The 26,121-nt window shown below is 61.6% G+C and carries 20 protein-coding genes and 1 pseudogene; 10 read left to right on the forward strand and 11 right to left on the reverse strand.

Annotation, left to right across the window (positions count from 1 at the left end; all coding sequences use genetic code 11):
• The first annotated feature begins 9 nt into the window (after positions 1-9).
• A complete protein-coding gene (locus HX855_RS22365) occupies positions 10-1,014 on the forward strand; it encodes a nucleoside hydrolase (protein WP_177086122.1) in 1,005 nt (334 codons plus the stop codon).
• Here the strand turns inward: HX855_RS22365 and treS are convergent.
• On the reverse strand, positions 992-3,058 hold the full coding sequence (treS, locus tag HX855_RS22370; RefSeq protein ID WP_177086124.1) for a maltose alpha-D-glucosyltransferase: 2,067 nt from the start codon (positions 3,056-3,058) through the stop codon (positions 992-994). The two genes, HX855_RS22365 and treS, sit on opposite strands and share 23 nt — an antisense overlap.
• 145 nt (positions 3,059-3,203) lie before the next feature.
• Between treS and HX855_RS22375 the strand changes: the two genes are divergently transcribed.
• Positions 3,204-4,109 (forward strand): LysR family transcriptional regulator, encoded by a 906-nt coding sequence (locus tag HX855_RS22375; RefSeq protein WP_177086126.1) that lies wholly within the window; start codon positions 3,204-3,206, stop codon positions 4,107-4,109.
• Here the strand turns inward: HX855_RS22375 and HX855_RS22380 are convergent.
• The 5 genes from HX855_RS22380 to HX855_RS22400 form a co-directional block, all read right to left on the reverse strand.
• Positions 4,102-5,043 (reverse strand): cupin, encoded by a 942-nt coding sequence (locus tag HX855_RS22380; protein ID WP_177086128.1) that lies wholly within the window; start codon positions 5,041-5,043, stop codon positions 4,102-4,104. The genes HX855_RS22375 and HX855_RS22380 overlap by 8 nt on opposite strands.
• Positions 5,044-5,181: 138 nt before the next feature.
• Positions 5,182-6,333 carry a porin gene (locus HX855_RS22385; RefSeq protein ID WP_218175834.1) on the reverse strand — a complete coding sequence of 384 codons (1,152 nt, stop codon included), beginning with the start codon at positions 6,331-6,333 and terminating at the stop codon, positions 5,182-5,184.
• 99 nt (positions 6,334-6,432) lie between these two features.
• A complete protein-coding gene (locus HX855_RS22390; RefSeq protein WP_256353004.1) occupies positions 6,433-9,147 on the reverse strand; it encodes a glycoside hydrolase family 3 protein in 2,715 nt (904 codons plus the stop codon).
• 22 nt (positions 9,148-9,169) lie between these two features.
• Positions 9,170-10,456 (reverse strand): MFS transporter, encoded by a 1,287-nt coding sequence (locus tag HX855_RS22395; protein WP_218175835.1) that lies wholly within the window; start codon positions 10,454-10,456, stop codon positions 9,170-9,172.
• A gap of 15 nt (positions 10,457-10,471) precedes the next feature.
• Positions 10,472-11,650 (reverse strand): M20 aminoacylase family protein, encoded by a 1,179-nt coding sequence (locus HX855_RS22400; RefSeq protein WP_177086130.1) that lies wholly within the window; start codon positions 11,648-11,650, stop codon positions 10,472-10,474.
• A gap of 109 nt (positions 11,651-11,759) precedes the next feature.
• Here HX855_RS22400 and HX855_RS22405 point away from each other — a divergent pair, with 109 nt between their 5' ends.
• The 3 genes from HX855_RS22405 (at position 11,760) to HX855_RS22415 (ending at position 14,831) form a co-directional block, all read left to right on the forward strand.
• On the forward strand, positions 11,760-12,713 hold the full coding sequence (locus tag HX855_RS22405) for a LysR family transcriptional regulator (protein WP_177086132.1): 954 nt from the start codon (positions 11,760-11,762) through the stop codon (positions 12,711-12,713).
• A 91-nt stretch (positions 12,714-12,804) separates the two neighbouring features.
• Positions 12,805-13,602: a MipA/OmpV family protein gene (locus HX855_RS22410; RefSeq protein WP_177086134.1), complete on the forward strand. Its 798-nt coding sequence runs from the start codon at positions 12,805-12,807 to the stop codon at positions 13,600-13,602.
• A gap of 68 nt (positions 13,603-13,670) precedes the next feature.
• Positions 13,671-14,831 carry a carboxylesterase gene (locus tag HX855_RS22415; RefSeq protein ID WP_256353005.1) on the forward strand — a complete coding sequence of 387 codons (1,161 nt, stop codon included), beginning with the start codon at positions 13,671-13,673 and terminating at the stop codon, positions 14,829-14,831.
• On the opposite strand, the gene HX855_RS22420 is transcribed toward HX855_RS22415, so the two are convergent.
• Both HX855_RS22420 and HX855_RS22425 read right to left on the reverse strand, forming a co-directional pair.
• Positions 14,782-16,146 carry an ATP-binding protein gene (locus HX855_RS22420; protein WP_177086136.1) on the reverse strand — a complete coding sequence of 455 codons (1,365 nt, stop codon included), beginning with the start codon at positions 16,144-16,146 and terminating at the stop codon, positions 14,782-14,784. The two genes, HX855_RS22415 and HX855_RS22420, sit on opposite strands and share 50 nt — an antisense overlap.
• Positions 16,143-16,808 (reverse strand): response regulator transcription factor, encoded by a 666-nt coding sequence (locus tag HX855_RS22425; protein WP_003217793.1) that lies wholly within the window; start codon positions 16,806-16,808, stop codon positions 16,143-16,145. The genes HX855_RS22420 and HX855_RS22425 overlap by 4 nt, the downstream gene beginning before the upstream one ends.
• A gap of 595 nt (positions 16,809-17,403) precedes the next feature.
• Between HX855_RS22425 and HX855_RS22430 the strand changes: the two genes are divergently transcribed.
• From HX855_RS22430 to HX855_RS22440, 3 genes are all read left to right on the forward strand, one after another.
• On the forward strand, positions 17,404-18,729 hold the full coding sequence (locus HX855_RS22430; RefSeq protein ID WP_177086138.1) for an OprD family porin: 1,326 nt from the start codon (positions 17,404-17,406) through the stop codon (positions 18,727-18,729).
• A gap of 120 nt (positions 18,730-18,849) precedes the next feature.
• A complete protein-coding gene (locus HX855_RS22435; protein ID WP_177086140.1) occupies positions 18,850-19,230 on the forward strand; it encodes a RidA family protein in 381 nt (126 codons plus the stop codon).
• Positions 19,231-19,715: 485 nt separating this feature from the next.
• Positions 19,716-21,704 carry a U32 family peptidase gene (locus HX855_RS22440; RefSeq protein WP_177086143.1) on the forward strand — a complete coding sequence of 663 codons (1,989 nt, stop codon included), beginning with the start codon at positions 19,716-19,718 and terminating at the stop codon, positions 21,702-21,704.
• Here HX855_RS22440 and HX855_RS22445 read toward each other — a convergent pair.
• The 3 genes from HX855_RS22445 to HX855_RS22455 form a co-directional block, all read right to left on the reverse strand.
• A complete protein-coding gene (locus HX855_RS22445; RefSeq protein WP_309139802.1) occupies positions 21,676-22,458 on the reverse strand; it encodes an ABC transporter permease subunit in 783 nt (260 codons plus the stop codon). The genes HX855_RS22440 and HX855_RS22445 overlap by 29 nt on opposite strands.
• Position 22,459: 1 nt before the next feature.
• Positions 22,460-23,377 carry an extracellular solute-binding protein gene (locus HX855_RS22450; protein ID WP_177086148.1) on the reverse strand — a complete coding sequence of 306 codons (918 nt, stop codon included), beginning with the start codon at positions 23,375-23,377 and terminating at the stop codon, positions 22,460-22,462.
• A gap of 63 nt (positions 23,378-23,440) precedes the next feature.
• Positions 23,441-24,340 carry a DMT family transporter gene (locus HX855_RS22455; protein ID WP_177086151.1) on the reverse strand — a complete coding sequence of 300 codons (900 nt, stop codon included), beginning with the start codon at positions 24,338-24,340 and terminating at the stop codon, positions 23,441-23,443.
• A gap of 130 nt (positions 24,341-24,470) precedes the next feature.
• On the opposite strand from HX855_RS22455, the pseudogene HX855_RS22460 reads away from it, so the two are divergent.
• A pseudogene (locus HX855_RS22460) lies at positions 24,471-24,913 on the forward strand (Lrp/AsnC family transcriptional regulator).
• Positions 24,914-25,009: 96 nt separating this feature from the next.
• A complete protein-coding gene (locus HX855_RS22465; RefSeq protein ID WP_177086153.1) occupies positions 25,010-25,864 on the forward strand; it encodes an NmrA family NAD(P)-binding protein in 855 nt (284 codons plus the stop codon).
• Positions 25,865-26,121 lie beyond the last annotated feature (257 nt).

Below are 26,121 nucleotides of genomic sequence, written 5' to 3' on the forward strand. Positions count from 1 at the left end.
GAAGGTGAAATGAAACGTTTAATTATTGATTGCGATCCCGGAAACGGGATTGCAGGCGCCAATGTTGACGATGGTCTGGCATTGGCGCTGGCACTGGCCGCACCCGAACTGTCGCTTGAACTGGTCACCACGGTGGCAGGCAACACCCCCAGCGCCGTGGGGTACAACGTCGCCCAAGACCTGATGAGTCGAACCGGCCGCTCGCTGCCCGTGGTCAGGGGCAGCACCCAGGCACTGCAGGAACCCGGCGGGCCCTGGCGCGATGCGCTGGACAACACCGTATATAAACGCCAGCTCGCGCATTTATGGAATGGCGTGCGCCCTCCCCTTGATGCCGAGGCTCCGGCCCAGGAAGCGGCCGACGCCATAGGCCAGTTGATTTGCGCGAACCCCGGGGAAATCACCCTGGTGGCGATCGGGCCGCTGACCAACGTGGCGCTGGCGATTGAACGCTACCCGGACATGATCAAGGCGGTCAGGCAAATCGTGATCATGGGCGGTGTTTTCGCCCTGGATGACTTCATCAAGGACACCAACTTCGGCTTCGATCCGGAAGCGGCGGACCGTGTCCTCAGTTGCGGTGCGAATATCACCCTGGTGCCCCTGGATGTCACCACGCAAACCCTGATGACGCACCACGACCTGGACCGTATCCAGCAACTCGATACGCCCCTCGCCCGTTTCATCTGCGAGACGTTCAGGCCCTGGATCAACTATTCAATGGCCACCCGCAGCCTGGCCGGTTGCTGGATCCATGACGCCCTGGTGGTTGCCTGGTTGCTGGATCCGCGCGTCGCCACCGCCACGCAGTACTACACGGAAGTAGAACTGCGCGCCGGCCGCACGCGGGGCAAAACCTGGCGCTATAAGCAGCCACTGCGGCTGGACGTTGGCATCACACCGCCGACCAGTGGGCTGGTGAACGTCTTGCAGACCGTGGACAACCGCTTGCTGCTGGACATCATCGAACAGTACTTGTCGATGCAGCCGCTCAAAGCATCGGCGAGCTGCTGACCACCCGCAACGCCAAGCCTTCATACGCATCCAGCGTAATGGTGAAATCTCCCTCAGGCGTCAAATCACCCTCTACCCGCTCATTGATGATGTCCACCACCGGCCCGGGCGCGATATCGGGCAGGTGCAGGGTTTCAGTGATCGGCGTGGCGCCGAAGTTCAGCGCGGTGATCTGGGTGCCTTTGCCCGCCGGCAGTTCGTGAACCATGATCAACAGCCCCGGGTGCTGCACGTCCGGCACCAGGATCTGGCGACTGGCGGCGATGTCGTAGGCGCGGCGCACGGCGAGGATTCTTTGCAGTTGGGAGGCAAACGAGTCCGGGTCGGTCAACTGGCTGATCAGGCTGCCATACAAGGTTTTCGGGCGCGGCATCTGCCCAGCGGATTGCTCCGCATCCGGGTTCAGGTCCACCAGGTCATAGGCGCCGCGATGTATCCAGCGCGTGTCGCCATCGCGCATCAAATGGGCGACCTCCTCCGCCGGCAACGGCAGTGCGCCGACCAGGTCCCAACCGGACAGCGCAAACACCCCCGGTTGCATTGCGTTGTACATCACCAGCAGCAGGTGAATCTGGCGGATCTGCTGGATATCTGCCGGGGTAATTGCCTCAAGGTCGCGAATCCCCAGCGCCGCGGTGATGATGCTGGCGGTGGTGCAGGACACCCCGTTGGTCACGAATTTCAGGTTATACGGCGCGTGTTCGCCCGCCAGGCGTTCGTACATCTGTTCGCGGATGTGCTCGCGCAGGATGCCGCCGGGAAAGGTCTGCCCCTGATACAGGTAGGAGTCATGGGCATGCAGGGTCCAGAAATGCACCAGCTCCAGGGTCAGTTCGTCATGGTTCTGCAAGGCATGGATCAGTGAGCCGGGGTCGATGCCGAGGGTATGCATCTCCCGCAGCATCAGCCGCAGGAATTCGGTGTCACCCATCAACAACGCGTGTTGGTACGCCGGTCGGGTGATGAAGTCATAGGACAGGTCGGCGCCGCCGTGGGACATGGCGGCAATGTCATCCACCGTCAGGTTCAGTTCCTGGAAGCTGAAGCCGCCGGCCTTGCGAATCGCGCCGCCCAGCAGTTGGTTGCCGGTGATGGACAGCGGGTGGCTTTCAGACCAGGCGTTACCGTCGAGTTTTCGTTCCACACCGAGGAAGCCGTTGGCGTCCAGGCGCAGGATTTTCGCGCCCATCACGTCGATGGCGTGCAGGGCGTCGCCAATGATCATCTGCTGCGCGGCGAAGGTCGGGTCGAGCCAGTTCAGCGACGGCTGCCCTTCCTTGAAGTAATGCAGGTACACCCAGCGCCGGGGTTTGCCATCCACGCCGATGACCACGTCGGTGGCGCTCCAGTCGGTTTCCTTGACCCCGGGCTCGAAGAAAATCACCCGCTGCAACTGGCCGACGATGTAGTGCTTGTCTCTCAGTGCGTCGACCTGCGGCGGGCTGAGGTTCTGTGCATCGCGGCCTTCGGCAATCTCGGGCAGCAGTGGCCAGTCTTCCTCGCGGATTTCCACCATGTGGTAGAGCCCGGGGTAGTCTTCGTAGGCCATCTCGGCCAGGCGGAAGTCCGCGCCTTTGCCGGTGTGGGACGGGATCACGTCGTCGATGATCACTGCGTTATGGGCGGCGGCCATCCGGGCCAGGGACTGCAGTTGGGCTTCTGTGCCCAGTTGTGGGTCGATATCAAAGCTGATGCGGTCAAAGTTGCCGTCGATGGTCGGCGTGTGTTCGGTGCCCGAGAGGCCACCCGAGCGTTTCAACGGGCCGTTATGAATGCCCTGGATGCCGATTTTCGACAGCGCGTGCCACAAGGTTTCATCCCCCAGGGCCTCCAGCACACTGCCGTTTTCGCGCGTCACGATAGACGCCGGGTACGCCGTGAACCACACCGACGCCAGGGCTGAAGCATCACGGGGCCGGGTATGGGCATAGGGTTGTTGCCACAACCGGCCTTGCCCCGAGTAGAGTTTGGCCCGCTGCTTGGCGGCGTGCAGCATCGATTGTTCTACCAGCCAGCCCACATGGTTCTTCTCAGCATCCGTCATAAATCCATCACCTGCGGTCATGAAACATTCGATTCCAGCGCCTGCATTTGAACTTGCATCGCCGCACCGTTGGTTATTGTATGAGGGCCTGGGCAGCCATTCGTTGCATTGGCCGCACCCCCATCATCAACACTGAGGGCTGCATGTGGACTACTTCGCGGCGTTAACCGCCTTTGTCGAGGCCGCCGAGGGCAATAACTTCTCGCGTGCCGCCGACCGGCTGGGCATCAAGGCGTCCACCGTTTCACGCTATGTGAAAGACCTGGAGCAAGACCTGGGTATCGCCCTGTTCAACCGCTCGACCCGCACGCTGCGCCTGACCGAAGGCGGCCAGACGTTCATGATGCACGCGCGCCGGGTGCTGGACGAGCTTGACCAGGCCAAGGCCGCCACCTCGGCGCTGAACGAACAGCCCCGTGGCGTACTCAAGCTCAACCTGCCGCCCGCCTTTGCCCGCCATCATGTGCTGCCCACCTTGAATACGTTCCTGGCCCGCTACCCGCAGATCAAGCTGGAGCTGGTGCTGGATGACAACCACGTCAACCTGATCCACGCCGGCGCCGACCTGGCGATCCGGATTGGCACCCTGGCGGATTCCACCCTGAAGGCACGCAAGATCTGTGATGAACGCTACCGACTGGTGGCCAGCGCGGCGTTTTGCCTGGAGCACCCTGCCCCATCCAGCCCGGCTGAACTGGCGGCGCTGCCGGCGATTCTGGGGGCGGCGGAGTTTGCTTTTGCCAACGGGCATGAGGTGTCGCCGCTGGTGCATCAAGACTGCATCCGGATCAACGACCTGGACGCACAGTTGATCGCGGTGCAGCAAGGCCTTGGGTTCGCCTTGCTGCCCGACTGGCTGGTGGCCAAGGGGATTGAGGCCGGGGAGCTGGTGGTGTGGTTGCCTGAGTGGACTATCCGAATCGCGGGCCGCGAGCCGGCGGTATGGTTCGTTTATCCACCCAAGCGCATCGTGTCGTCCAAGGTGCGGTGCTTCATCGATTTTATCGTCGAGCAACTCGGCGAAACACCGTATTGGAAGCGCGTCAGCTGAAGCGGATATCCAGCGACCGCAGATAGGTTTGCAGCCCCGCGTCCTGGATCGGAATCAGGAATGCCTCGGTGTCGGACTCGTTGAAATGGGCATGCCAGTAACCCGGCGGTGTCACGAAAGCCAGGCCGGGCGACCAGTCGACCCGCACCGGGTTGCGGATCTGCCCGTCGGCGTCCAGCTCGGTGCCCACCAGCGAGTAGCAGCCCTTTGGGCAATCAATGATGAAATCCAGGGCAATCGACTGGTGCCGATGAGGCTTTTGAACCGACCCGGCGGGCAGGATCCCGTACATCGCCCACAGCACATGGGTCACGGTGCGGGTTTGCGGGAAGTTGCGATTGCCCAGCAGGATGCTGATACGGCTGCGGTCCTGGGCGCGGGGATCGTCGGCGGCTTCACGCAGCTTGGCGTTGGCCAGGTCTGCGGGGTACAGCGTTGGCACGAAGCGGTCGGTGCTGCGGGTCACGCCCAAATAACGCAACAGGGGTTCGTCATGCACGTAGTACAGACGGGCATCCTCGGTTGCGCTGAAATGCGCCTGCTGCACGCCCGGCAGCGCAATAAAGCCCCCCTTGGACCATTCGATCCGATGCTCGCCCTGGACCACGCTGCCCTCCCCGGCGATCACATAAAACACCTGTGAGGTGGCGTTGGGTTGCAGGTCCAGCGTGTCGCCGGCGTTCAGGCGAATGAAGTTTGCGCACAGCCCCGGGCCGGAGGCCGGGCCTTCGCAGCCCAGCTCGTCGCTGAGGTCCAGCGGGACAACCCGGGATGGGCCGCTGTCGTACAGCGAGGCCGGGAAGCTATGGTAAGGAATCCGGGTGATCAGGTTGGCGCTGATGGGGTTGGCGGCCTTGCTGTATTCGAAGTATTCGGCGTCGAGCAGGTGCAGGGGCTGGGTATCAGTCACGTCAGGCTTGAATTCACGGTTCATTATGGTCATCCATCTACGGCTGGATTTCGCGACGCCTCGTGGGACGTTGCGGCGGTGATGGAACTATAGGCACTGCGCGGCGGTGGATTAATCCCCCCTGCCGCACAGCAGTTGTGCGACAGGGGGCAGGAACGCTCCTTAGAAGTAGTACTTGGCCACCAGCTCGTACTCATCCTGCCCGGTGTAGTCGCCTTGTTTGTTCCTGGCCATATCGAACTTTCGCTCCAGGCCAATCGCCAGGGTGTCATGCAGGGTGATCAGGGCAAAACCGGCTACCGAATAGCCGCTGCGGCCCGAACTGTTCTTGTCCGAGAACAGGTTTACCCCGCCATACGCCTTGAAGAACCCCAGCTCGCCCATTTCCGGAAACGAATAGCTGCTATAGGACTCCAGCGCCTTGGCCTCGCGATAGCCACTGGAGGTGGGTGCCGATGCGTTCAGGTTGCGGTACTCACCATAGACCACGGCGTGGTACCAGGGCGCGTTGGTGTAAGTGACGCCGGACAACCAGCCTTCGACATTCGGGTGCCGGGTGTTGAGTTGGGCCTGGGCGTCCAGTGAACGCTCACTCATTTCGGTGTAACCGTAGGCCAGGCGCAGCGACCAATGCTCCGCCGGGCGCCAGACCGTGCCGACCTGATACAGGGCATCGCGGGAACTGTCGACAAACTTGCCGGCGCCCACACTGCTCGGGTTGACGGAATTGTGCACCGGGCCGGTGCCCAGGCCATACATGACGCCAAATTCGAAATCGTCGCTTCTTACCCGGTAGTACAGGGTTTTGTTCGGCCGTGAAAAGCCCAGTAACTGGTTGCCGCCATAACCGTTGAAGGTGCCCTGGCCTTTGGTGCCATACCCCAGGTACCAGTCAGTGATCGAGCCGACCATGTCGAACGTCAGGGATTTTTGCTGCCCATAACTGAGTTGGCCCCAGCGCGCATTGCGCACGAATACATACTGGAAACGCTTGGTCTGGGCGGCGGTGCCGTCGTAGTAGAACGGGTCGTAGGCCCACTCCTGACGCATGCCCACGGCCCACTGCGTGTTGAGCTGGTGGGTGTAGATCATGTTGATACGGTGGCCGATGCTGCCGGTGTGGCGGCCCTGGATGTAGACCTTGTCGTTGGAGGCGAAAATGCCCTGGGCATGCAGCTCCAGGCGATCACTGTCGGTTTTGATCAGGTCGATGGCCAGGGCCGGTTGGGCACTGCCCAAGGCTAAAAGACCCGCCAGGATAAAACGATGACGCACGCAAAAGCCTTGTCCAACACGACGAACAGGGGAAATCATGAATGAGTGCTCCCGCTGCGCCACCAGGCAATGGCGCAGACGTTCAAGAGGTAGGTGACGCTAAAGCCTGGATATTTTTATTTTTATGGGGTGTAACGGTCAGAACGAGACGGCTTGGCTGGCCCTCACGTTGTCCGACGCACTGGCGAGTTTCACCGTGCGCTGGCCGTGCGGCAGTTCCCAGGATTGAGTCTTCACGGCCCAATACTGAAGCTTGCGCAGCGGCACGATGATGGACACGTCGCGGGTCTCTCCGGCCTTGAGGCTGACGCGATCAAACCCGACCAATGTCTGCGGCGCGAACTCGGCGCCCTCGATCGTCTGTCGCGGGGCACTCAGGTACAGCTGCGGCACCTCATCGCCGGCAACGTGACCACTGTTGGTCAGCTTGAAGTCGACCTTCAGGTCGCCGTTGCCCAGGCGCCGGGTTTGCAATCCGCTGTAATCGAAGCGGCTATAGGACAGCCCGTAGCCAAACGCGAACAGCGGTGCCTTGTGCTGCGCTTCAAACCAGCGGTAGCCGATATTGACGCCCTCGGTGTAGCTGACCACGCCATCCAGTTGCTGGCCGCGCTCGGGGTACTGCGGGTCAGTGGCCGGGTAGTCCTGCAGGCTGCGGGCCCACGTAAACGGCAAGCGGCCTGCGGGGTTGCTGCGCCCGGTGAGGATATTCGCGGTCGCCGGGCCGCCTTCATCGCCGGTCCACCACATCTGCACCAGGCCCTTGACCTTGCCCAGCCAGGGCATGGCCACCGGTGTGCTGGTGTTGAGCACCACCACGACGTTGGGATTGATCGCGGCGATTTCTTCGATCAGCTTGTCCTGGTCTCCCGGCAAACCGAATTGCGGGTCGGTGCGCGCCCAGGCGAAAAACACCACCTTCTTCGCACTGCGCGCCGCCGCGAGTGCCTGGGCCCGGTTGGCTTCACGCATGGCCGGCGTGACCCACGCCAGGCGTACTTGAACCGGCGCACCGGAGGTGTCGTTGTAGGTGCTGACTTCGATCAAGTGCTCGCCACGACTGAGCTTGACCATGCGCCGCACGTTGTTGAGCCCGTCGGTGGTCGGCATCAAGGCATCCTGTCCCGGATGCACCACGTCACCGTGCAGCGCATTTTTCAGCGAGCTGCTTTCGCCGATGATTTTCCCGTCGACTTTCAGCACTGCACCGGCGCCGAGCATCTGCAGGTTGAGGTTGTAATCCCCTTCCTGGTCGATCGTCAGCTGGGTTTTCCAACTCGGCAAGGTGTTGGCCGCCAGGGCATTGGCACCGGTGAATGCCAGTTGGTTGTCGCGCTGGCCCTGCCCTTCGCCCGCTCTGACCCAACCCGGCTTGCCATCAAACGAAACCCGGTCTGCCGGAATCGCGACACCGGTCATGTCATTGGCCACAGCCACGCTGATCATGGCGCTTGGCTCGATAGCTTTCAGTGCATTGGCCGGCCCGACTTGCAACTGCGGCATGCCGATCGCGTGTTCGGCGGAAACCCCCAGCGCCACCGGCTGCACGGCGCCTGGGCCAATCATCGCCAGGCCCTTGAGGTCGTCCTGCGACAGCGGCAGCACCTCGTCCTGGTTTTTCAGCAGTACCGCAGAATGCTCGCTGGTGCGGCGCACGATGGCGGACAACCCGGCAACCATCGGGGTCGATTGCGGCTGATGACTGCCCTTGTCCAGCAGGCCAAAGCGCTCCATCTGCCCGAGCACGCGCCTGGCGGCCTTGTCGATGTCCTGTTCCTTGACGGTTTTATCCCGCATGGCTTCAAACAGGTTGCTCGGCTTCTCGTCATTGGGGAATTGGCCCAGCAGCACGTTAGGCCGCTGGCCGACCATCCACTCCTCCGGCATCGGCCGGGCGAACACCTTTTTCATGCTGCCCATGGAGGTGTGCAACGCTGGCTGTTGCTGCTCGGTGTTGTCGTAGTAAGAACGCATGATGTCCCAGAACGGGTGCTTTTCATCGATGCGTCCGGGCATCTCCATGTCCATGCCACGCTTGATGTATTGGGCGCTGTGCACGCCGCCCCAGTCAGAGGTGACAAAACCCTTGAAGCCCATCTGCTTGCGCAATACCTGCTCCAGCAGTTGCTCGTTGCCACAGGCAAACTCGCCGTTGAGCTTGTTGTAGGAACACATGATCGAGGCCACGCCTGCATCCACGGCGTCCTGGAACGGCGCCAGGTAGACCTCGTGCAAGGCTTGCTCGGGAATGCTCACGTCATACCCGGTCATGTCGTAGCCCACCAGGTGCTTGGCCTGGGCCATCACGCCCTGGCCCTGGATGCCCTTGATCACCTCGGCGCCCAGGCTGCCGGTCAACAGCGGGTCTTCACCATAAGTATTCCAGCCACGCCGAAAGCCCGAGTCACGGAACAGGTTGATGAAGGGCTCCAGCGCCACGTCGATGCCCAGGCGCTTGGCTTCTTCGCCGATCACCGTGCCGTTGTCAAAGGCGTCCTGTTTGCTGAAGGTGGCGGCCAGGCCCATGGTGGAGGTGGGAATGATCGAGGCCTTGCGGGTCAGGATGCCCGGCGGGCCATCGGCCATGCGCAGGGCCGGCACGCCGAGGCGCGGTACCCCCGGCAAGTAACCGGCCTGGCCCTGGTTGGTGGCGTCGGCTTCGGTCATGCCACGGATCAGGTTGAACTTGTCGTCCAGCGTCATCTTTTTCAGCAGGGCATCCACTCGGGCCTGGTCGGCCTCCCTGGCCATGGACGGCCCTGCCAGGGTTGAACACAACACCGCCGCCGCCAGTATCGACAGCCGGAAAAAACCAGGGCGAACACGCCCGTACCGCGTAAATGAGGGGGTCATAAGTAGCTCCGTTACTTCTGGGTTAACGTTGAGTGGGTTCTTTGACGAGCATCAGGCCCAACAGGGAAACCAGCCCGCACACAATCAGGTAGAACGCCGGCGCACTGGGGTTGCCGGTGAGTGAGATCAGCAGCGTGCAGAAGAACTGCGCAAAACCACCGAAAACGATGCTGGCCAGGGCGTAGGTCACCGAGAGGCCGGTGGCCCGGACCTGGGCGGGGAAAATCTCTGCCAGCAGCACCAGCGATGGCACGGTGTTGCACACCAACAGCGCGGCGAGGATGCTCGCCACGATCACCAGTGCGGGCAACGTGGGCGAATGCTGCAACAGCACGAACGCCGGGTAGATCAGCAGCAGCAAGGCCAGCCGCGACCAGACGATCATGCGCTTGCGTCCCCAGCGGTCACAGGCGCGGCCGGAAGCCACCGCCAGTGCCACTTGCACGGCGCCTGCCGCGCACCCGGTCCAGATTCCTGCCGACAGCGGCAGATGCAACTGCGCCACGGCAAAATTCGACAGGTAATGCAAGATCACGTAGGAGCCCGACGTGCCGCCGATGGCGATGAGGATCCCGGCCACCAGTGCCCGTTTATGCTCGCCCCAACTCAAGCGATGGCTGACGCCGCGCTTCACCTGGTCACTTTCCTGCAGGTGCCGGCGCATGTACGAGCCCACCGGAATGACCAGCAGCCCGATGACAAACGGCAGACGCCAGCCCCAGGCCATCACCTGCTCTTCGCTCAGGGCGTAGTTCACGCTCAAGCCCACCACCGCACCGAGCAACACGCTCAAGCCTTGGCTGAAGAACTGCCAACTGGTGAAGTAGCCGCGTTCATGACTGCCGGCTTTTTCCATCAGGTAGGTGGTCGAGGCGCCGACTTCGCCACCAATCGCAAAACCTTGCAGCAGCCGGGCAAACACGATCAACAGAGGTGCTGCGATACCGATCTGCCCATAGGTGGGCGTCAGCACAAAAATCAGCGAACCGATGGCCATCAACCAAAGGGTCAACACCATCGCGGCCTTGCGCCCTACCCGGTCGGCATACTGGCCGAGCAGAATACTGCCCAGCGGGCGCATGAAAAAGCCGATGCCGTAGGTGGCGAACGCCAACAGCAGCTGGTTTGAGCCTTCCATGGGAAAGAATTGCTTACCGATGACCGTGGCAAAAAAGCTGTAGACCGTGAAGTCGTAGAACTCCAGGCCGTTGCCAATGGTGACGGCCGCGATATGGTTTTTCCTGCGGGGCTGGACCGGCGCCGACGAATACGCGGGCACGGCAGACGCTTCAGATGAAGTAGTTTCCATGATCGGGTCCGGGCCTCAATTAACAGCAGGAGTGTGCTTGAGCATTTTTTCCACCAGCTTCACCCAATACGACGCCCCGACCAACAGGCACTGGTCGTTGAAATCGAACTTGGGATGGTGACACATCACGTTATCCGCACTGTCGCCATTGCCGATGATCAGGTACGAGCCCGGACACTTCGCCAACATGAAGGCGAAGTCTTCGCTGCCGGTGAGCGGGCGCATGTTTTCGATCAGGCCCTCCTCGCCGAACCATTCCAGCGCCGCACTGCGGGCCAGTTCGGTTTCGTGCTCATCATTGACCAGTACCGGATAACGGCGGTTGTAATGCACGTCTGCGTTACCGCCGTAACTCTGCGCGATGTTCTGCGCCAGGGTGGTAATGCGGGTTTGCAGCAGGTCGCGGGTGTCGGCGCGCAACGAGCGCACGCTGACTTGCAGCTTGGCCGATGCGGGGATCACATTGGCAGCAGAACCTGCATGAATGGAGCCAACACTGACAATCGCTGTGTCCAGTGGGTCGATATTGCGCGACACCACGCTTTGCAGGCACAGGGTCAAGGTAGCCGCCATCACGACTGGGTCCACGGTTTTGTGGGGCACCGCGCCGTGGCCGCCGACTCCGTTCAGGGTGATCGTTGCGGTGTCGGACGAGGCCATGAACGGCCCGGCGAGAAAGCCCAGCTTGCCCTGGGGGAAGCCCGGCATGTTGTGCATGGCGAAGATTGCATCGCACGGAAACAGCTCGAACAAGCCCTGCTCGACCATTTCGCGGGCGCCGCCCAGGCCTTCTTCCGCCGGCTGGAAGATCACATTCAAGGTACCGCTGAAGCGCCGGGTGCTGGCCAAGACGTTGGCCGCTGCCAGCAGTGTGGCGGTGTGACCATCATGGCCGCAGGCGTGCATTTTGCCGGGCTGGGTGCTGGCGTATTCCAGGCCGGTCTCTTCGGCAATCGGCAGCGCGTCCATGTCGGCCCGCAAGCCTATGCGCGGGCCGTCACCGTTGCGCAACTGCCCTACTACGCCGGTGCCGGCCAGGCCGCGCTGCACCTCGAAGCCCCAATCCTCAAGTTTTTGCGCCACCAGGTCACTGGTTGCAAACTCCTCGAAGCCCAATTCCGGATGAGCGTGGATAGCGCGCCTGATGGCTATCATCTCGTCCTGAATCTGTTCGATCTCTGCCAGAATCTTCATTTTTGTTGTCTCCTCAGACTCGATATGGGCTTGATTCTGACCCGTATTGACAGAATGAAAAGACAACCTTTAGGCTCGATGACAACATTTAGTTGTCATCAGGGGCAGCATGAAAACCAACCAGTTCACCGCTTTGGTGGCGGTCGCCGAAACCGGGAGCATCCGCAGCGCGGCCAAATCCGTCGGCCTGACCCAGGCCGCAATCACCCGCACCTTGCGTGATCTGGAGCAGCAACAAGGGGTGGAATTGCTGGAGCGCACCCACACCGGCGTGCGTTTTACCGAGGCTGGCAAAAGCCTGCTGCACCACGCGCGCCTGATACTCAGCGAAATTGAAAAGGCCAAGGCCGACCTGAACCTGATTCGCAGCGGGCAGGCCGAACGCCTGCGTATTGCCGTCTCGCCGTTTATCAACTTCAGCTTTCTGCCGGAATGCCTGAGCCTCTACCAGCAAGAGTACCCCCACGTATTCCTCGAGGTGTTCGAGGGGCTGCACGGCATTTCGGTGCCGCAGCTTCGGGACGGCTATCTGGATTTCGCGGTGATCCAGGCCAGTAATTTCATTACCGAAAACGAGTTCTCCATCGAACCGCTGTTTTCCTACCAGGCCCATGTGGTGGGGCGTAAAGACCACCCGCTACGGCACTCCAGCTCCATTGATGAACTGAATGCCATGAAGTGGCTGGCGAACTACCCGCCTTCGCTGCACAACACGTTTATCAGCGATCTGAACCGGGAATTTCGCCTGTCACCCCCGCCCAGTCATGTGGTGAGCGTGCACTCGGCGGGGATTTTGCTGCCGGTGCTGTTGCAGACGGACTCGCTGACTGTACTGCCTGACTTATTGCTCAAATCCGCGTGTTTTGCCGATGCGGTTGCGCCGTTGAGTGCGTTCAAAGGCTCCAAATCAAGGATCCTCGGCGTGGTCAGCCGCCGGGGTAACGTGCGCAGCAAAGCTGCAACGGCCTTCATCGGCGTGTTGAAGCAGGTCATCAAGCAACACGCAAGGAATCCCGGTTCACCGTTCAGCGAGAGGCTGTCGCCGAAGGATTTGTTCTTTTGAGTGCCCTCTTAACAAGCGATTAATCCGCCTAAAAATTTCTTAAATCCTCCCCGACATACTCCGCCTCAGCCCTCCCTCTGAGAACACACCTATGTCGCCCATCGAATCTAAATCGCCGCCCGTGAACGCGTTGACCTCGTTTGTCGGGACACTGTTTCTGGCCAGCCTGTCACTAATGCCCATCACCACCCTCGCGGCGCCAGAAAGCGACCAGGCATTTGGCTGGGGACTGGGCCTGGGGGCCGCCGTGACAAATTCCCCCTACCGTGGCCATGACAACGACAGCCAACTCTTGCCGGCGGTGTCCTATGAAAATCGCTGGATCAGCGTGATGGGCCCTGGTATCGACTTCAAGATTCCCAGCGACAGCGCGCTGTCCTTTCGTTTGCAGGCCCGGTACGGGCTGGGTGAAGGCTATGACGCCTCCGATTCCGATGACCTGGACGGCATGCGTGACCGTGATCCCGGCATCTGGCTGGGGGGCAAGGCCATCTGGCAGAGCCCGGTCGCGCAGTTTTCCGCGCAATGGGCAGGCGATGCGTCAGGCAACAGTGACGGGCAAATCATCCGGCTGGCCGTCGAGCGACGCTTTACCGCGGGCAGCTTCGACTTCACCCCGCGCCTGGCGGCGGTGCACCTGGATGAAGATTACGTCGCTTACTACTACGGTGTACGCGCCCGCGAAGCCACGGCGACGCGTCGGGCCTACACCGGTGACGCCACCGTCAATATCGAGGCAGGGGTACGCGTTGGTTATCAGCTGGAGGCCAACCAGCACGTCTATCTGGACCTGAGCGCCACACGCCTGGGCAGTGAGATTGAAGACAGCCCGATCGTGGACCGATCCACCCTCGGCTCGGCTCGGCTTTGGTACCTGTACCGTTTTTGACTGACATGGCCGTCGCGGGCCCTGCCTGCGGCGGCTTTACGGTGCTTGCTCACGCCCACGGAGGCCCCATGAAATCACTCGGGACGCTGTTGTTGTCCTGCATCGCCGGCTGCGCCGAGCTGCCGGCCAGCCCTGTATCGCCGGTGCCGGCGAGTTTTGCCGACTACCGCCAGCAAACCCTCTTGCTGCTTGAACGTGACCGACGCTTCCAGGGCACGGACCATGCCCTGGAACTGGCCTGGAACGCCCCTCGCGAATGGCTGCCTGAACACCCCAACGGCAAAGGGATTCTGCTGGTGCACGGCCTGGGGGACTCGCCGGGCTCGTTCATTGACATCGCACCACAGCTCGCCGGCCAGGGTTATCGGGTGCGCACGCTGTTGCTGCCCGGGCACGGGACTCAACCCGCCGACATGCTGGGCGTCGATATCACCGACTGGCAACACAGCGTGGCGCGGCAAGTGGCGTTGCTGCGCCAGGACGCCGACGAGGTGTACCTGGGCGGTTTCTCCACCGGGGCCAACCTGGTGCTGGAATACGCCATGGACGACCCGGCCATCGCTGGCCTGCTGCTGTTTTCGCCCGCGTTCAAGGCCCGCCTGCCCTTCGATTGGTTGCTGCCGTGGCTGTCCAGGGTCAAGCCCTGGTTGCGCCAGCCTGACGGCCCGGCCCCCCAGCAGACGCCGTTGCGCTACCAAAACGTACCCACCAACGGCTTTGCCCAGTTCTACCTCACCAGTACCGTCGTGCGCAGCAGGCTGGCGATGCAGACCTATGACCGGCCAGTGCTGATCGTCAGCGCCGCCCATGATTCAGTGGTGGATGTGGGGTTTGTGCGGGAGACGTTCAGTCAGCGCTTTCCGAACCCGGCATCCCGGATGATCTGGTATGGCGACCTGGTTTCCGGGCAGCGCCATCCACGGATGCTGGTGCGCAGTGATCAGTTTCCCGCCGAACACATCAGCCAGTTTTCCCATATGAGTGTGCTGTTCTCGCCGGACAACCCCCAGTACGGTCGCCAAGGCAAACAGCCGATGTGTGCCAACGGGCAGAACGCCGACGGCTACCGGCAATGCCTGGCGGGGGCCGCTGTGTGGTATTCCGATTGGGGCTATCGGGAAGCAGGCAAGGTGCATGCCCGCCTCACGTACAACCCTTATTTTGAATGGCAGGCCCAGGTTATGGCGCAGGTGCTGGAGGCGGCACAACCCCAGGAAAATACACGCTGATGGACAATCCCTTGCCGGCCAGGCCGCTGCTGGTGATGAGGCTTGCGTGGTGCCCTTGAACGATATTTTTCACCAGCGACAGGCCGATCCCGCTGCCCTGCCCGCCATTACCGGGAACGCGGTAAAAGCGCTCGAAGATCGACTCTCTCTCGGCGGCCGCCACCCCCGGCCCGTCATCGGCGACTTGCAGGCAAGGCCCCTGGGGCGATGGGCCACAGCTGATTTTTACGTGGTCGCCTGGCGCGGTGTAGCGCAGGGCATTGTCGATCAGGTTGCGCAGCAAAATGCCCATGGCGTCGACATCGCAGTCGATCAGGCACGGTTGGGTCTCCACCAGCAGCGTGCGTTGTGCCTGCGCGGCCTGCACCTCAAATTCATCGGTGACATAGCCGATGAGTTCGCTCAGGTCGACCTGGGTGCGATGGGGTTTATGCACCGCCTCCAGGCTCGCCAGGTCCAACAATTGCTCAGACAAACGCGTGCTGCGCGCCACCACCGCCAGCAGCTTGTGCAAGGTCGCGTCCTTTTCAGCCAGGGTCGTGGCCCGCAGGGCAATTTGCGCATGGGCCTGCAAGGCCGAGAGCGGCGTGCGTAACTCATGGGCCGCATTGGCGATAAAACGCCGTTCACCTTCCAGTGCCTGGTCGAGTTGGCGCAGCAAGTGATTGAACCCCTCCACCAGCGGGCGCAGTTCGACGGGCAGCGCGCCCACCCACAACGGCGTAAGGTCAAAACGATGCCTGCCCCGCAGGGCATTTTCGATCACCAGTACCGGCCGTAGCGCACGCCGCAAGACCTGCCACATCAACAGCCCTACCAGCGCCAGCAGCGATGAGGCGATACACAGCGCCACGAAGGCTTTTCGACGCATGTCCGCGCTGATCACACTGTGCAGGTAGCCGACCTGGACCGTCAGTTGCCGGTTGCTGTCGGAAATTGAATAGACCCGCCACTTGCGCCCATCGATCATCGGGCTCGAAAAACCGTCCAGGAAACTCCCCTGCAACGCCGTCGACGGAGCGCCCGGCGCACCGGCCAGCAAACGGTCGTGGCGCGCCCACACCTGGTAGGTCAACAACCCGGCTTCGGCCAGCCCGGCGCTGCGTAGTTGCGGGCTGGCGTCCTTGCCCGGGAGCTGCTCATTGTTCTGCGGGACAGCCAGCAACAGCTGGGTGGCGATGGCTTGCAGCTTGCTGTCCCAGATGCTGCTGGAGCTGACCTGGGTGTAAATCAGCAATGCCGTCAAGGCCAGCGCCCAGCAGATACCGATGGTCAGGAACAGCACACGCATCATGCGTTGGCGCAGGGATTTCATTGACGGGCCCCGGCGATCATATAGCCCTGGCCATGGACCGTGGTGATCAGCTCATCGCCCAATTTGCGCCGCAATTGGTGGATATACACGGCAATGGTATTGCTCTCGATGTTGCTGGCGTGGCCATAAACCACCGCTTGCAAATGATCACGCGCAAGCACGTGACCGGGGCGCTCCAGCAGCGCGAGCAACGTGCGGTATTCATACGCGCTCAATGCCACCCGCTGGCCGCCTCGTGTCACCACGTGACGGCTACGGTCCAGCACGATATCCCCCAGGGTCAGCAGTGAGATCACCCGCCCTTCACTGCGCCGGCTTACGGCCCGCAAGCGCGCCCACAGTTCGTCGAGCTGGAACGGCTTGACCAGATAGTCATCGGCCCCGGCATCCAGGCCGACGATGCGCGCACTCAACTGCCCGCTGGCCGTGAGGATCACCACCGGTGTGGGGTCGTGTTGTTTGCGCAGGGCCTTGAGCACGCTCAAACCGGATTCACCCGGCAGGCCCAGGTCAAGCAGGACCGCGTTGTAGGTATGTTCGACCAAGGCCAGGCGCGCGTGGGAGGCGTCCTTGACATGGTCAATGTTCCAGCTGTTTTGCCGTGCGCCATCGCAAATGGCTTCGGCCAGCATGGCGTCGTCTTCCACCAACAATAAATACACAGCAGGCCCTCGTGTGCTGCTTGGAATGGGGCAACACAATCCACACATACGGGATGATGAGCAAGGGCCGTAACCATAGACCGATTTTTTTAAGAAAGTATTAAAACGGAGGGAGTTGATCGATTCACGTGCTGTCGCGCCAATAAAAGCGCCGGTCATTAGTTGTGAAAGTTAATAGAAAACAAAGCACTCACCGTACTTTTATACACCCGACACTAAATAAATTTACATGGGGTATTTATAAAAAATCCGCCGCAGAGCCTGCGGCGGCAAACCAAAGGTTTTTGTCGAAGCAGAGCGGCTAAGACAGGCTCAAAGTTACACCAGCCTGCCGCCTGAAAAAGTGAATATTAATTAATCGAGTTTAAGATCCCTTCACTGGTTCTTTACCGCAAAGCGGTTAAAAATCGCCCATCGCACACAGGCCAGCACTGCCCGCCAGGGTGGTGCCCGGCTAAAACTACAAGACGCGAAACCCGGCTTCAACGCCAGCCTTAATAACGCCTGCCGAAAAGTTATATACGCCATAAAAAATAAGGTCGTGCATCTGTGCACGCAACTTTTAGCGATTAATTAATCCGGGGAAGTCATTACCATGGTTAAACAGTGGAACCTATTAGCGCTGGTCATATCTACCAGCCTGAGCCAAGTAGCCTTGGCAGACACAGTAACGGATCAGGCCGCCGCCACGGGGTTTGTCGATGGCAGTAGCCTCACCGGGGTCGCGCGCAACTATTACTTGAACCGTAACCGGGAAGAAGGCCGGGCCGACCAGCGCGACTGGACCCAAGGGGTCATGGCCAATTACATCTCCGGCTTCACCCAGGGCACCATCGGGTTTGGCGTCGACGCCTATGCCTACGGCGGGCTGAAACTCGACTCCCAGCGCAAATACGCGAACACCGGCAACCTGCCCCTTGATCGCAACGGCGACCCTCAGGACGCCTACGGCTCGTTGGGGGGAGCGATAAAGCTGCGGATCTCCAAGACGCAGCTCAAGTACGGTGAAATGCAGCCCACCGCGCCAGTGTTTGCCGTCGGGGGTGTCGGGTTGCTCGACCAGACCGCCACCGGCTTTGACCTGACCAGCAACGAAATTGCCGGCCTGAACCTTGAAGCCGGCCACTTCACCGCGACCAACAGCGGCGATACCACCAACCACGAGCACGATATCTTTGCCACCTACGCCAACGTGGCGACCAAAAGTGCCAGTTTTGTCGGTGGCAAATACACCTTCACCCCGGACTTGAGCGCCACGGTGTATGCCGGCGAGTTGCAGGACGTGTGGCGCCAGTACTACACCAACCTCAATTACGTGCTGCCGCTGAGCAATGGCCAGTCCGTGACCCTGGACGGCAACCTGTACCGCACCCTGGATACCGGGAGTGCCAACGCAGGCACGATCAACACCACGGCGTACTCGCTGGCGGCGGCCTATTCGTTCCTGCAGGCCCACACGCTGACGCTGTCGTTCCAGAAGATCGATGGCAACGAGCCGTTCGACTACATCGGTGCGGGTGACAACGGTGCCGCCGCGGCCGGCGACTCGATCCTGCTGGCCAACTCGGTGCAATGGTCCGACTTCAACGGCCCTGGTGAAGCCTCCTGGGCCCTGCGGTACGACTTGAACATGGCGACCTACGGTGTGCCGGGGCTTAGCTTCATGAGCCGCTACATCAACGGTTCCGACATTGACGGCAGCCACACCCCGGCCAACAGTGCCTACCTCGGCGCCTACGGCAACGGCGCCAAGGAGCACGAAACCGACGTGGAAGTGAAGTACGTGGTGCAGAGCGGGCCGGCGAAAAACCTCGCGTTCCGCCTGCGCCAGGCCTACCACACCGGCAGTTCCGAGTCGGGCAGTGGCGGCGACGTCAACGATACGCGCCTGATCGTCAACTACCCGTTCAACATCCTGTAAGCCCTTCCCGGGACGTGCCAGCGACACAGGTCGCTGGCACGCTGAACAGCTATTTGGGTTGGCAGTTCTGCTGGAGGCGTTAAACTGCGCGGCCTCACTCTGCAGCAAAACGAGACCTCCATGGCCAACCACGACCTCGCGTTCACCCCTGACCTCGATCCGGACTCCATCTCCTCCGACGTCATCGGCTTCAACGGCATCCTCGTCTCCACCCAGATCCCCACCCGCGCCGACGGCAGCCTGGAACTGGGCGACATCACCCTGCAAAGCGAATGCACCCTGCAAGCCCTGAAAGTGGCCCTGGAACGCGCCGGCAGCTCGATTGACCGGGTCATGCACCTGACCATCTATCTGACGGACATGGCCGACCGCGCCGCGTTCAACGAAGTCTACAAACGCTATTTCGCCAAGCCCTGGCCGGTGCGCGCAGCCGTTGGCGTGGCCGCCCTGGCGGTGCAAGGCATGCGGGTTGAAGTCACCGCGATGGCGGCCAAGGCCTGAGGACTAAGGGGATCGACGCCCCCAATGTGGGAGCTGTCGAGCCCCAGCGAGGCTGCGATGGGATCGCCTCGGTGTCACGGATACACCGCGCTGCCTGCATCGCGGGCAAGCCCGGCGCCCACCGTTGACTGATCGTTCCCACGCTCCGCGTGGTAACGCATCCCGTGACGCTCCGCGTCATCATTGCGCAAGACTTGAACCCTACAGCGCCAGCGGGACGCAGAGCGTCCGAGGCGGCATTCCCACGCAAAGCGTGGGAACGATCTAGGCCTGAGGACTAAGGGGATCGACGCCCCAATGTGGGAGCTGTCGAGCCCCAGCGAGGCTGCGATGGGATCGCCTCGGTGTCACGGATACACCGCGCTGCCTGCATCGCGGGCACGCCCGGCGTCCACAGGGGAGTGCATTCCAGGGCCTGGTAGATGTCGATCCGGCATTTCACAGCTACAATGCCCGCCTCCGTGACAAGCCTGACTAAAAAAACTATGTCCTTGCCCAAGCATCACCTGGAATTGCTCAGCCCTGCCCGCGATGTTGCCATCGCGCGCGAGGCCATCCTGCATGGCGCCGACGCCGTGTACATCGGCGGCCCGAGTTTCGGCGCACGCCATAACGCCTGCAACGACGTGAGCGATATCGCGCAGTTGGTGGAGTTCGCCCGGCGCTACCACGCGCGAGTGTTCACCACCCTCAACACGATCCTGCACGACAACGAGCTGGAGCCGGCCCGCAAGCTGATCCACCAGCTCTACGATGCCGGTGTCGACGCGCTGATCGTCCAGGACCTGGGGGTGATGGAGCTGGATATTCCTCCCATCGAGCTGCACGCCAGCACCCAGACCGATATCCGTACCCTGGGCCGGGCCAAGTTCCTCGACCAGGCCGGTTTCTCGCAGTTGGTCTTGGCCCGTGAGCTGAACCTGCAAGAGATCCGCGCGATTGCCGATGAAACCGACGCGGCCATCGAATTCTTCATCCACGGCGCCTTGTGCGTGGCCTTCTCCGGCCAGTGCAACATCTCCCACGCCCAGAATGGCCGCAGCGCCAACCGTGGCGATTGCTCCCAGGCGTGCCGCCTGCCCTACACCTTGAAAGACGACCAGGGCCGCGTGGTGGCCTTTGAAAAGCACCTGTTGTCGATGAAAGACAACAACCAGAGCGCCAACCTGCGCGCCCTGGTGGAGGCCGGCGTGCGCTCGTTCAAGATCGAAGGCCGCTACAAGGACATGGGTTATGTGAAGAACATCACGGCCTATTACCGTCAGCGCCTGGACGAGATTCTCGAAGACCGCCCCGACCTGGCCCGCGCGTCCAGCGGCCGCACCGCGCATTTCTTCCTGCCCGACCCGGAAAAAACCTTCCACCGTGGCAGCACCGACTACTTCGTCACCGACCGCAAGGTCGACATCGGCGCCTTCGACACCCCGACCTTTACCGGCCTGCCGGTGGGTGTGGTAGAGAAAGCCGGCAAGCGTGACTTGCAGGTGGTGACCCACGAGCCGCTGTCCAACGGCGACGGCCTCAATGTGCTGATCAAGCGCGAAGTGGTGGGTTTCCGCGCCAACATCGCCGAGCCAAAAGGCGAGTTCGAAGAAGACGGCGAAAAACGCTACCGCTACCGCGTCGAGCCCAACGAGATGCCGGCCGGTTTGCACCAGCTGCGCCCAAACCATCCGTTGAACCGTAACCTGGACCATAACTGGCAGCAGGCATTGCTCAAGACGTCCGCCGAGCGCCGTATTGGTGTGTCGTGGGCCGCCCGCCTGCAGGAAGATCGCCTGGACTTGACCGTCACCAGCGAAGAAGGCATCAGTGCCAGCGTCACCCTGCCCGGCCCGTTCGGCGTGGCCAACAAGCCGGAACAGGCCCTGGAAACCCTGCGCGACCTGCTGGGCCAACTGGGCACCACCCAGTACCACGCCACGTCAATCGAGCTGGAGGCACCGCAGGCGTTCTTTATCCCGAACTCGCAACTCAAGGCATTGCGCCGTGAGGTGATTGAGGCCCTGACCGAGGCGCGCATCCAGGCTCATCCACGGGGCGGCCGCAAGGCGGAAACCACGCCGCCGCCGGTGTACCCGGAATCCCACCTGTCGTTCCTGGCCAACGTCTACAACCAGAAGGCCCGGGACTTCTATCACCGTCACGGCGTGCAACTGATCGATGCGGCGTATGAAGCCCACGAAGAAACCGGCGAAGTGCCGGTGATGATCACCAAGCACTGCCTGCGGTTCTCGTTCAACCTGTGCCCGAAACAGGCCAAGGGTGTGACGGGGGTGAAGACCAAGGTAGCGCCGATGCAGTTGATTCACGGCGATGAAGTGCTGACGCTGAAGTTCGACTGCAAGCCGTGCGAGATGCATGTGATTGGCAAGATCAAGGGCCACATCCTTGGCCTGCCGCAACCGGGCAGCGTGGTGGGTTACATCAGCCCGGACGACCTGCTCAAGACCATCCCTCGCGCGCCCCACTGATCCCTTCGCGCCGGCGTACCCGCAGGCACCACAGCGGAAACGGCAAGGTCACCAGCAGCAGCAACCACAACAGGGCGTAGACACTGTCTACGCCTTCGTTCTGCAGGTTGACGAACAGCTTGACCGGAATCCCCTGGGGGAAATACGCAAACACCATCACAATTCCGAACTCGCCAATCACCCGCACCCAGACAATCGCCAAGGCGTTGGCCAGGGCCCGCCGGGTGACGGGCAGGGTCACCTGGAAAAACACCTGTGCCGGTGAGCAACCCAAGCCCCGGGCGGCTTCTTCCAGAGCGCGCGGCACCGCCTCGAATGCCGTACGTGCGCACAGGATGTAATAGGCCAGGCCACCGTAGAGCTGCGCCAGGATAAACGCCGGCATGTTATTGCTCAGGGATATGCCCAGCCGTCCCAAGGCTTCGCCGAGGGTGGCGTACGGGCCGTAGGCCGTCACCAGCAGAATCCCCATGGCCAGCGGCGGCGTCAGCAGGGAGACCAGCAATAACGCCTCGACCCCGCTGCGCAAAGGCGAACCCGTGCGGGCCAGCCACAAGGCCAATGGCGTGCCCAGCAGCACAATCAACAGCGTCGAGACACTGCTCAGCCCCAGGGACACGCCCACCGCCGACCCATCGCCGTAGGCCAGGTGCAACTGCCCCCATGACGTTGCAGCCGCCAGGGCCACAAATGGAATGATCAGCAGCACCGCCGCCGGCACGCTCATCCACAGCGTGCGGGAGCCCTTCAGCACATCAAAGCGCTCCGCCCTTCGGCTGGCCATAGCCGTTGGCTTCAAACAGCTTCTGGCCTTCAGGGGATTGCAGGTAAGTCACGAACGCCTGGGCCTGTTGCGGGTGGGGGGCGTTTTTCAGCACCGCCGCGTAGAACACCAACGGCTGCGGCTTGAGGGTTTGCATCTGGCCGTTCTTGTCCGGCAGTTGCAGGCTGACGGTGTCGTACCAGTCATGGGTGAAGGCCGGGTTGCTCAGGTTGATCTCGTCAGGCAGCGCGATATACGGCAGCTTGGCCGAGATCGTCGCGCTCTCGTAACCGGAAGCGGCATCAATCTGGCCGGCTTGCAGGCGCGTCAACAGGCCGCCTTCACCGAATACCTGCTGCGGGTTCTGCACGTCACCCAGAATCTGCCGGGCCAGGCCCGGCTGCCGGTAGTACTTCTCGGCCAGTTTTACCGCAAAGACGATGTTCTGCCCTTGCGGGTCGGTGGCGGCGTCCGTGCGGCCAAAGCGCAGGCCAGGGCTTTGCAGCACTTTCCACCAGGCCGGCGAGCCAGGGTTCTTGCTGGCTTCCAGCGCGGCGGCAAAGGTGCTCTTGGGGTTGTAGGCGATGACCATGCGGGTGCTGGCCACCGGCAGCGCCTTGTCCACCAGCCCGGCTTTTTGCAGCACTTCAATCGGCCCCGGGGTGATGGAGACAAACACATCGGCCACCACCTTCTTCGAGGCCAGCAACCGCGCCATGCCATACGCGCCTTCGCCCTGCCCCTGATAGGTCAGGTGCTCGCGTTCAGCGAAGGCCGGCCCCAGGGCCTTGTCCATCACCACGCCCATGGAGCCGGCGTAGGCCACATGGAGCGTGCTTTCGGCCTGCACCGACATCGCCACCGACAGCACCAGGCCACTGAGCAGCCATGCACGACTTTTCTTTAACATGAGGGGTTCCGCTGTAAAGGTAGGTATACAGCGGCGAATAATAACCAAGGTGCTATCACTGCTTCATGAAACATGCCCGGCCACCACTTTCGAGCGCCACCACCAACCCCGTTGCAGCCCGGCCGCGGCGAGCAGAATGGCCGCCACACCGAGCCATTGCAGCCAGCCCAGGCGATGCCCAAACGCAATCCAGTCGACAAAAATGGCCGCGATCGGGTAGATAAACGACAGCGCCCCGGTGATTGCCGTGGGCAACTTCTGGATGGCGCCATACAGCAACACGTACATCAAACCGGTGTGCACCACCCCCAGGGTCAACAGCGCCGCCCACGCATCCATCGAGGCGGACAGGTTCTGCCACTGCATCAATGGCGCGAGCAACAGTGCGCCCGTGGTCACCTGGATCAAGGCCATCAAATGCGGCGGCACTGCTTTAAGGCGCTTGATGATCAGCGCCGCAATCGCATACAGCAACGCCGCCCCCAGCGCCAATGCCACGCCCACCAGATAGTCATCCCCGGTGTTTTGCTGATCGCCATGGGCGGTGACAATCGCCAGCATCCCGACAAACGCCACGCTCAACCACGCGAGTTTCTGCACGGTGATTTTCTCGCCCAGGAACACTGCGGCCAGCATCACCAGCAGGAAAGGCTGCACGTTATACACCGCCGTGCTGATGGAAATTGAAGCCCTGGCGTACGACTCAAACAGCAGCAACCAGTTGCCCACAATCGCCACGCCACTGAGCATCGCCAGCCCCAGTGTCGGGTAGCTCAGCAGGTCCAGGCGCAAATAACCCATCAGCCCGCACACCACCAGCAACGTCAGCGCGCCAATCACGCAGCGCCAGAACACCACCTCCACAACCGGCACCCCGGACACCAGCACGAACCAGCCGATGGTGCCGGATATCAACATGGCGGCGACCATTTCCCAGGACCCACGACGTATGGATTTGTCCATGATAGAGCTCCTCAAGTGAGGCTCAATTATGGCAATCTGGTTTGTAGCGACTCCAGACGCTAAACAAGGCGACCTCCGGTTTTCGCCTTTTCTTATTAGGCAAACCTACGTCATTACTTTCGGAGCGGGCATGATTGACAGCATTGACCAGCAACTGATCGCCGCGCTGATGGACGACTCCCGTCTGTCCCTCAAGGCCTTGGCGGGCATCACCGGCCTCTCCTCCCCCAGCGTCAGCGAGCGGCTGCGGCGCCTGGAAGAGCGCGGCGTATGAAAAACTACACCGTGGACATCGACCCGAAGCATTTCGGCTATCTGCTGCAAGCCATCGTGCGCATTCGCCCCCTGCCGGGAAAACTGCAGGAAGTGGAACGGCAGATCCAGGCGATCCCCGAGTTCACCGAATGCGACAAGGTGACCGGCGACGACTGCTTCATCGCGCGCCTGCACGTACGCACCATGGATCAACTGGACACGCTGTTGGACCGGCTCAACGCATACGCCGAAACCAACACCGCCATCGTCAAGAAAACCCCGGTAAAACGCCGGTTGCCGCCGCTGGGGGATTCATGATTTTGAGTCACTGATGCAGTGACGTGATCGCTATTCTGTCAATGCCGCGTGCTGCTTATGCTTGATCCACCCATTGGAACAACAGGCGTAAACACCATGTATGTCATTACCGGAATCACAGGCAAAGTCGGCGGCGCCCTGGCGCGTTTTCTCCTCAACGATCGTCAACCGGTGCGTGCGGTGATTCGCGATGCCGCCAAAGGTGCCGAATGGGCCGCACTGGGCTGCGAGGTCGCCGTTGCCCACATGGACGACGCCGCGGCCCTTACCGCAGCCTTCAAAGGCGCCACCGGCGTGTTCATCCTGCCGCCATCGGACTTTGATCCGGAGCCCGGCTTCCCCGAGGCGCGCAACGTCATTGCCGCCGTCGCCCAAGCCATCGAAGCCGCCGCGCCGCAGAAAGTCGTGTGCCTGTCGACCATTGGCGCCCAGGCCGAGCCCCTTAACCTGCTGACTCAACGCACCCTGATGGAACAGGCCTTGAGCGCGTTAAACCTACCGGTGACCTTCCTGCGCCCGGGCTGGTTCATGGAAAACGCGGCGTATGACGTGGCCACGGCCCGTGATCACGGCGTGATCCACAGCTTCCTGCAACCGCTGGACAAAGCCGTCCCCATGATCGCCACCGCCGACGTCGGCCGCCTCGCCGCGCAACTGCTGCAGCAACACTGGACCGGTCGCCGAGTGGTTGAACTGGAAGGCCAGTGGGTCAGCCCTAACGACATCGCCCGCACATTGAGCGAAGTGCTCAATCGCGGCGTGACGGCACAGGTGGTGCCCCGGGATACCTGGGAGCCGATGTTTCGCGAGCAAGGTGCGCAGAACCCAATGCCGCGCATGCGCATGATTGATGGATTCAATGAAGGTTGGATCTGCTTTGAGCAGGCCGAGGTGGTCAAGGGCGAAACCTCGTTACTGAAGGTGTTGCGGGAGTTGGCTACAAAAGCTTGAGGGTTGAATCAGCAGGGGAGCGTCATCGTTAACGACCTTCGCGAGCAAGCCCGCTCCCACATTTTGGACCGAGTTCGCTTTGGCCTTTGTTCTGCCTGAAAGAGCTGACCTGAGCGGTAGAAGCCAGAGCAAGAGCAAGGGCGCACGCGGTCAAAAATGTGGGAGCGGGCTTGCTCGCGAATGCGGTCTTTCAGTTGATGCATTCGGTGACTGACACACCGCCTTCGCGAGCAAGCCCGCTCCCAATTTTGGATCCG

Source organism: Pseudomonas sp. IPO3778 (assembly GCF_013386825.1).
Lineage (GTDB): Bacteria > Pseudomonadota > Gammaproteobacteria > Pseudomonadales > Pseudomonadaceae > Aquipseudomonas.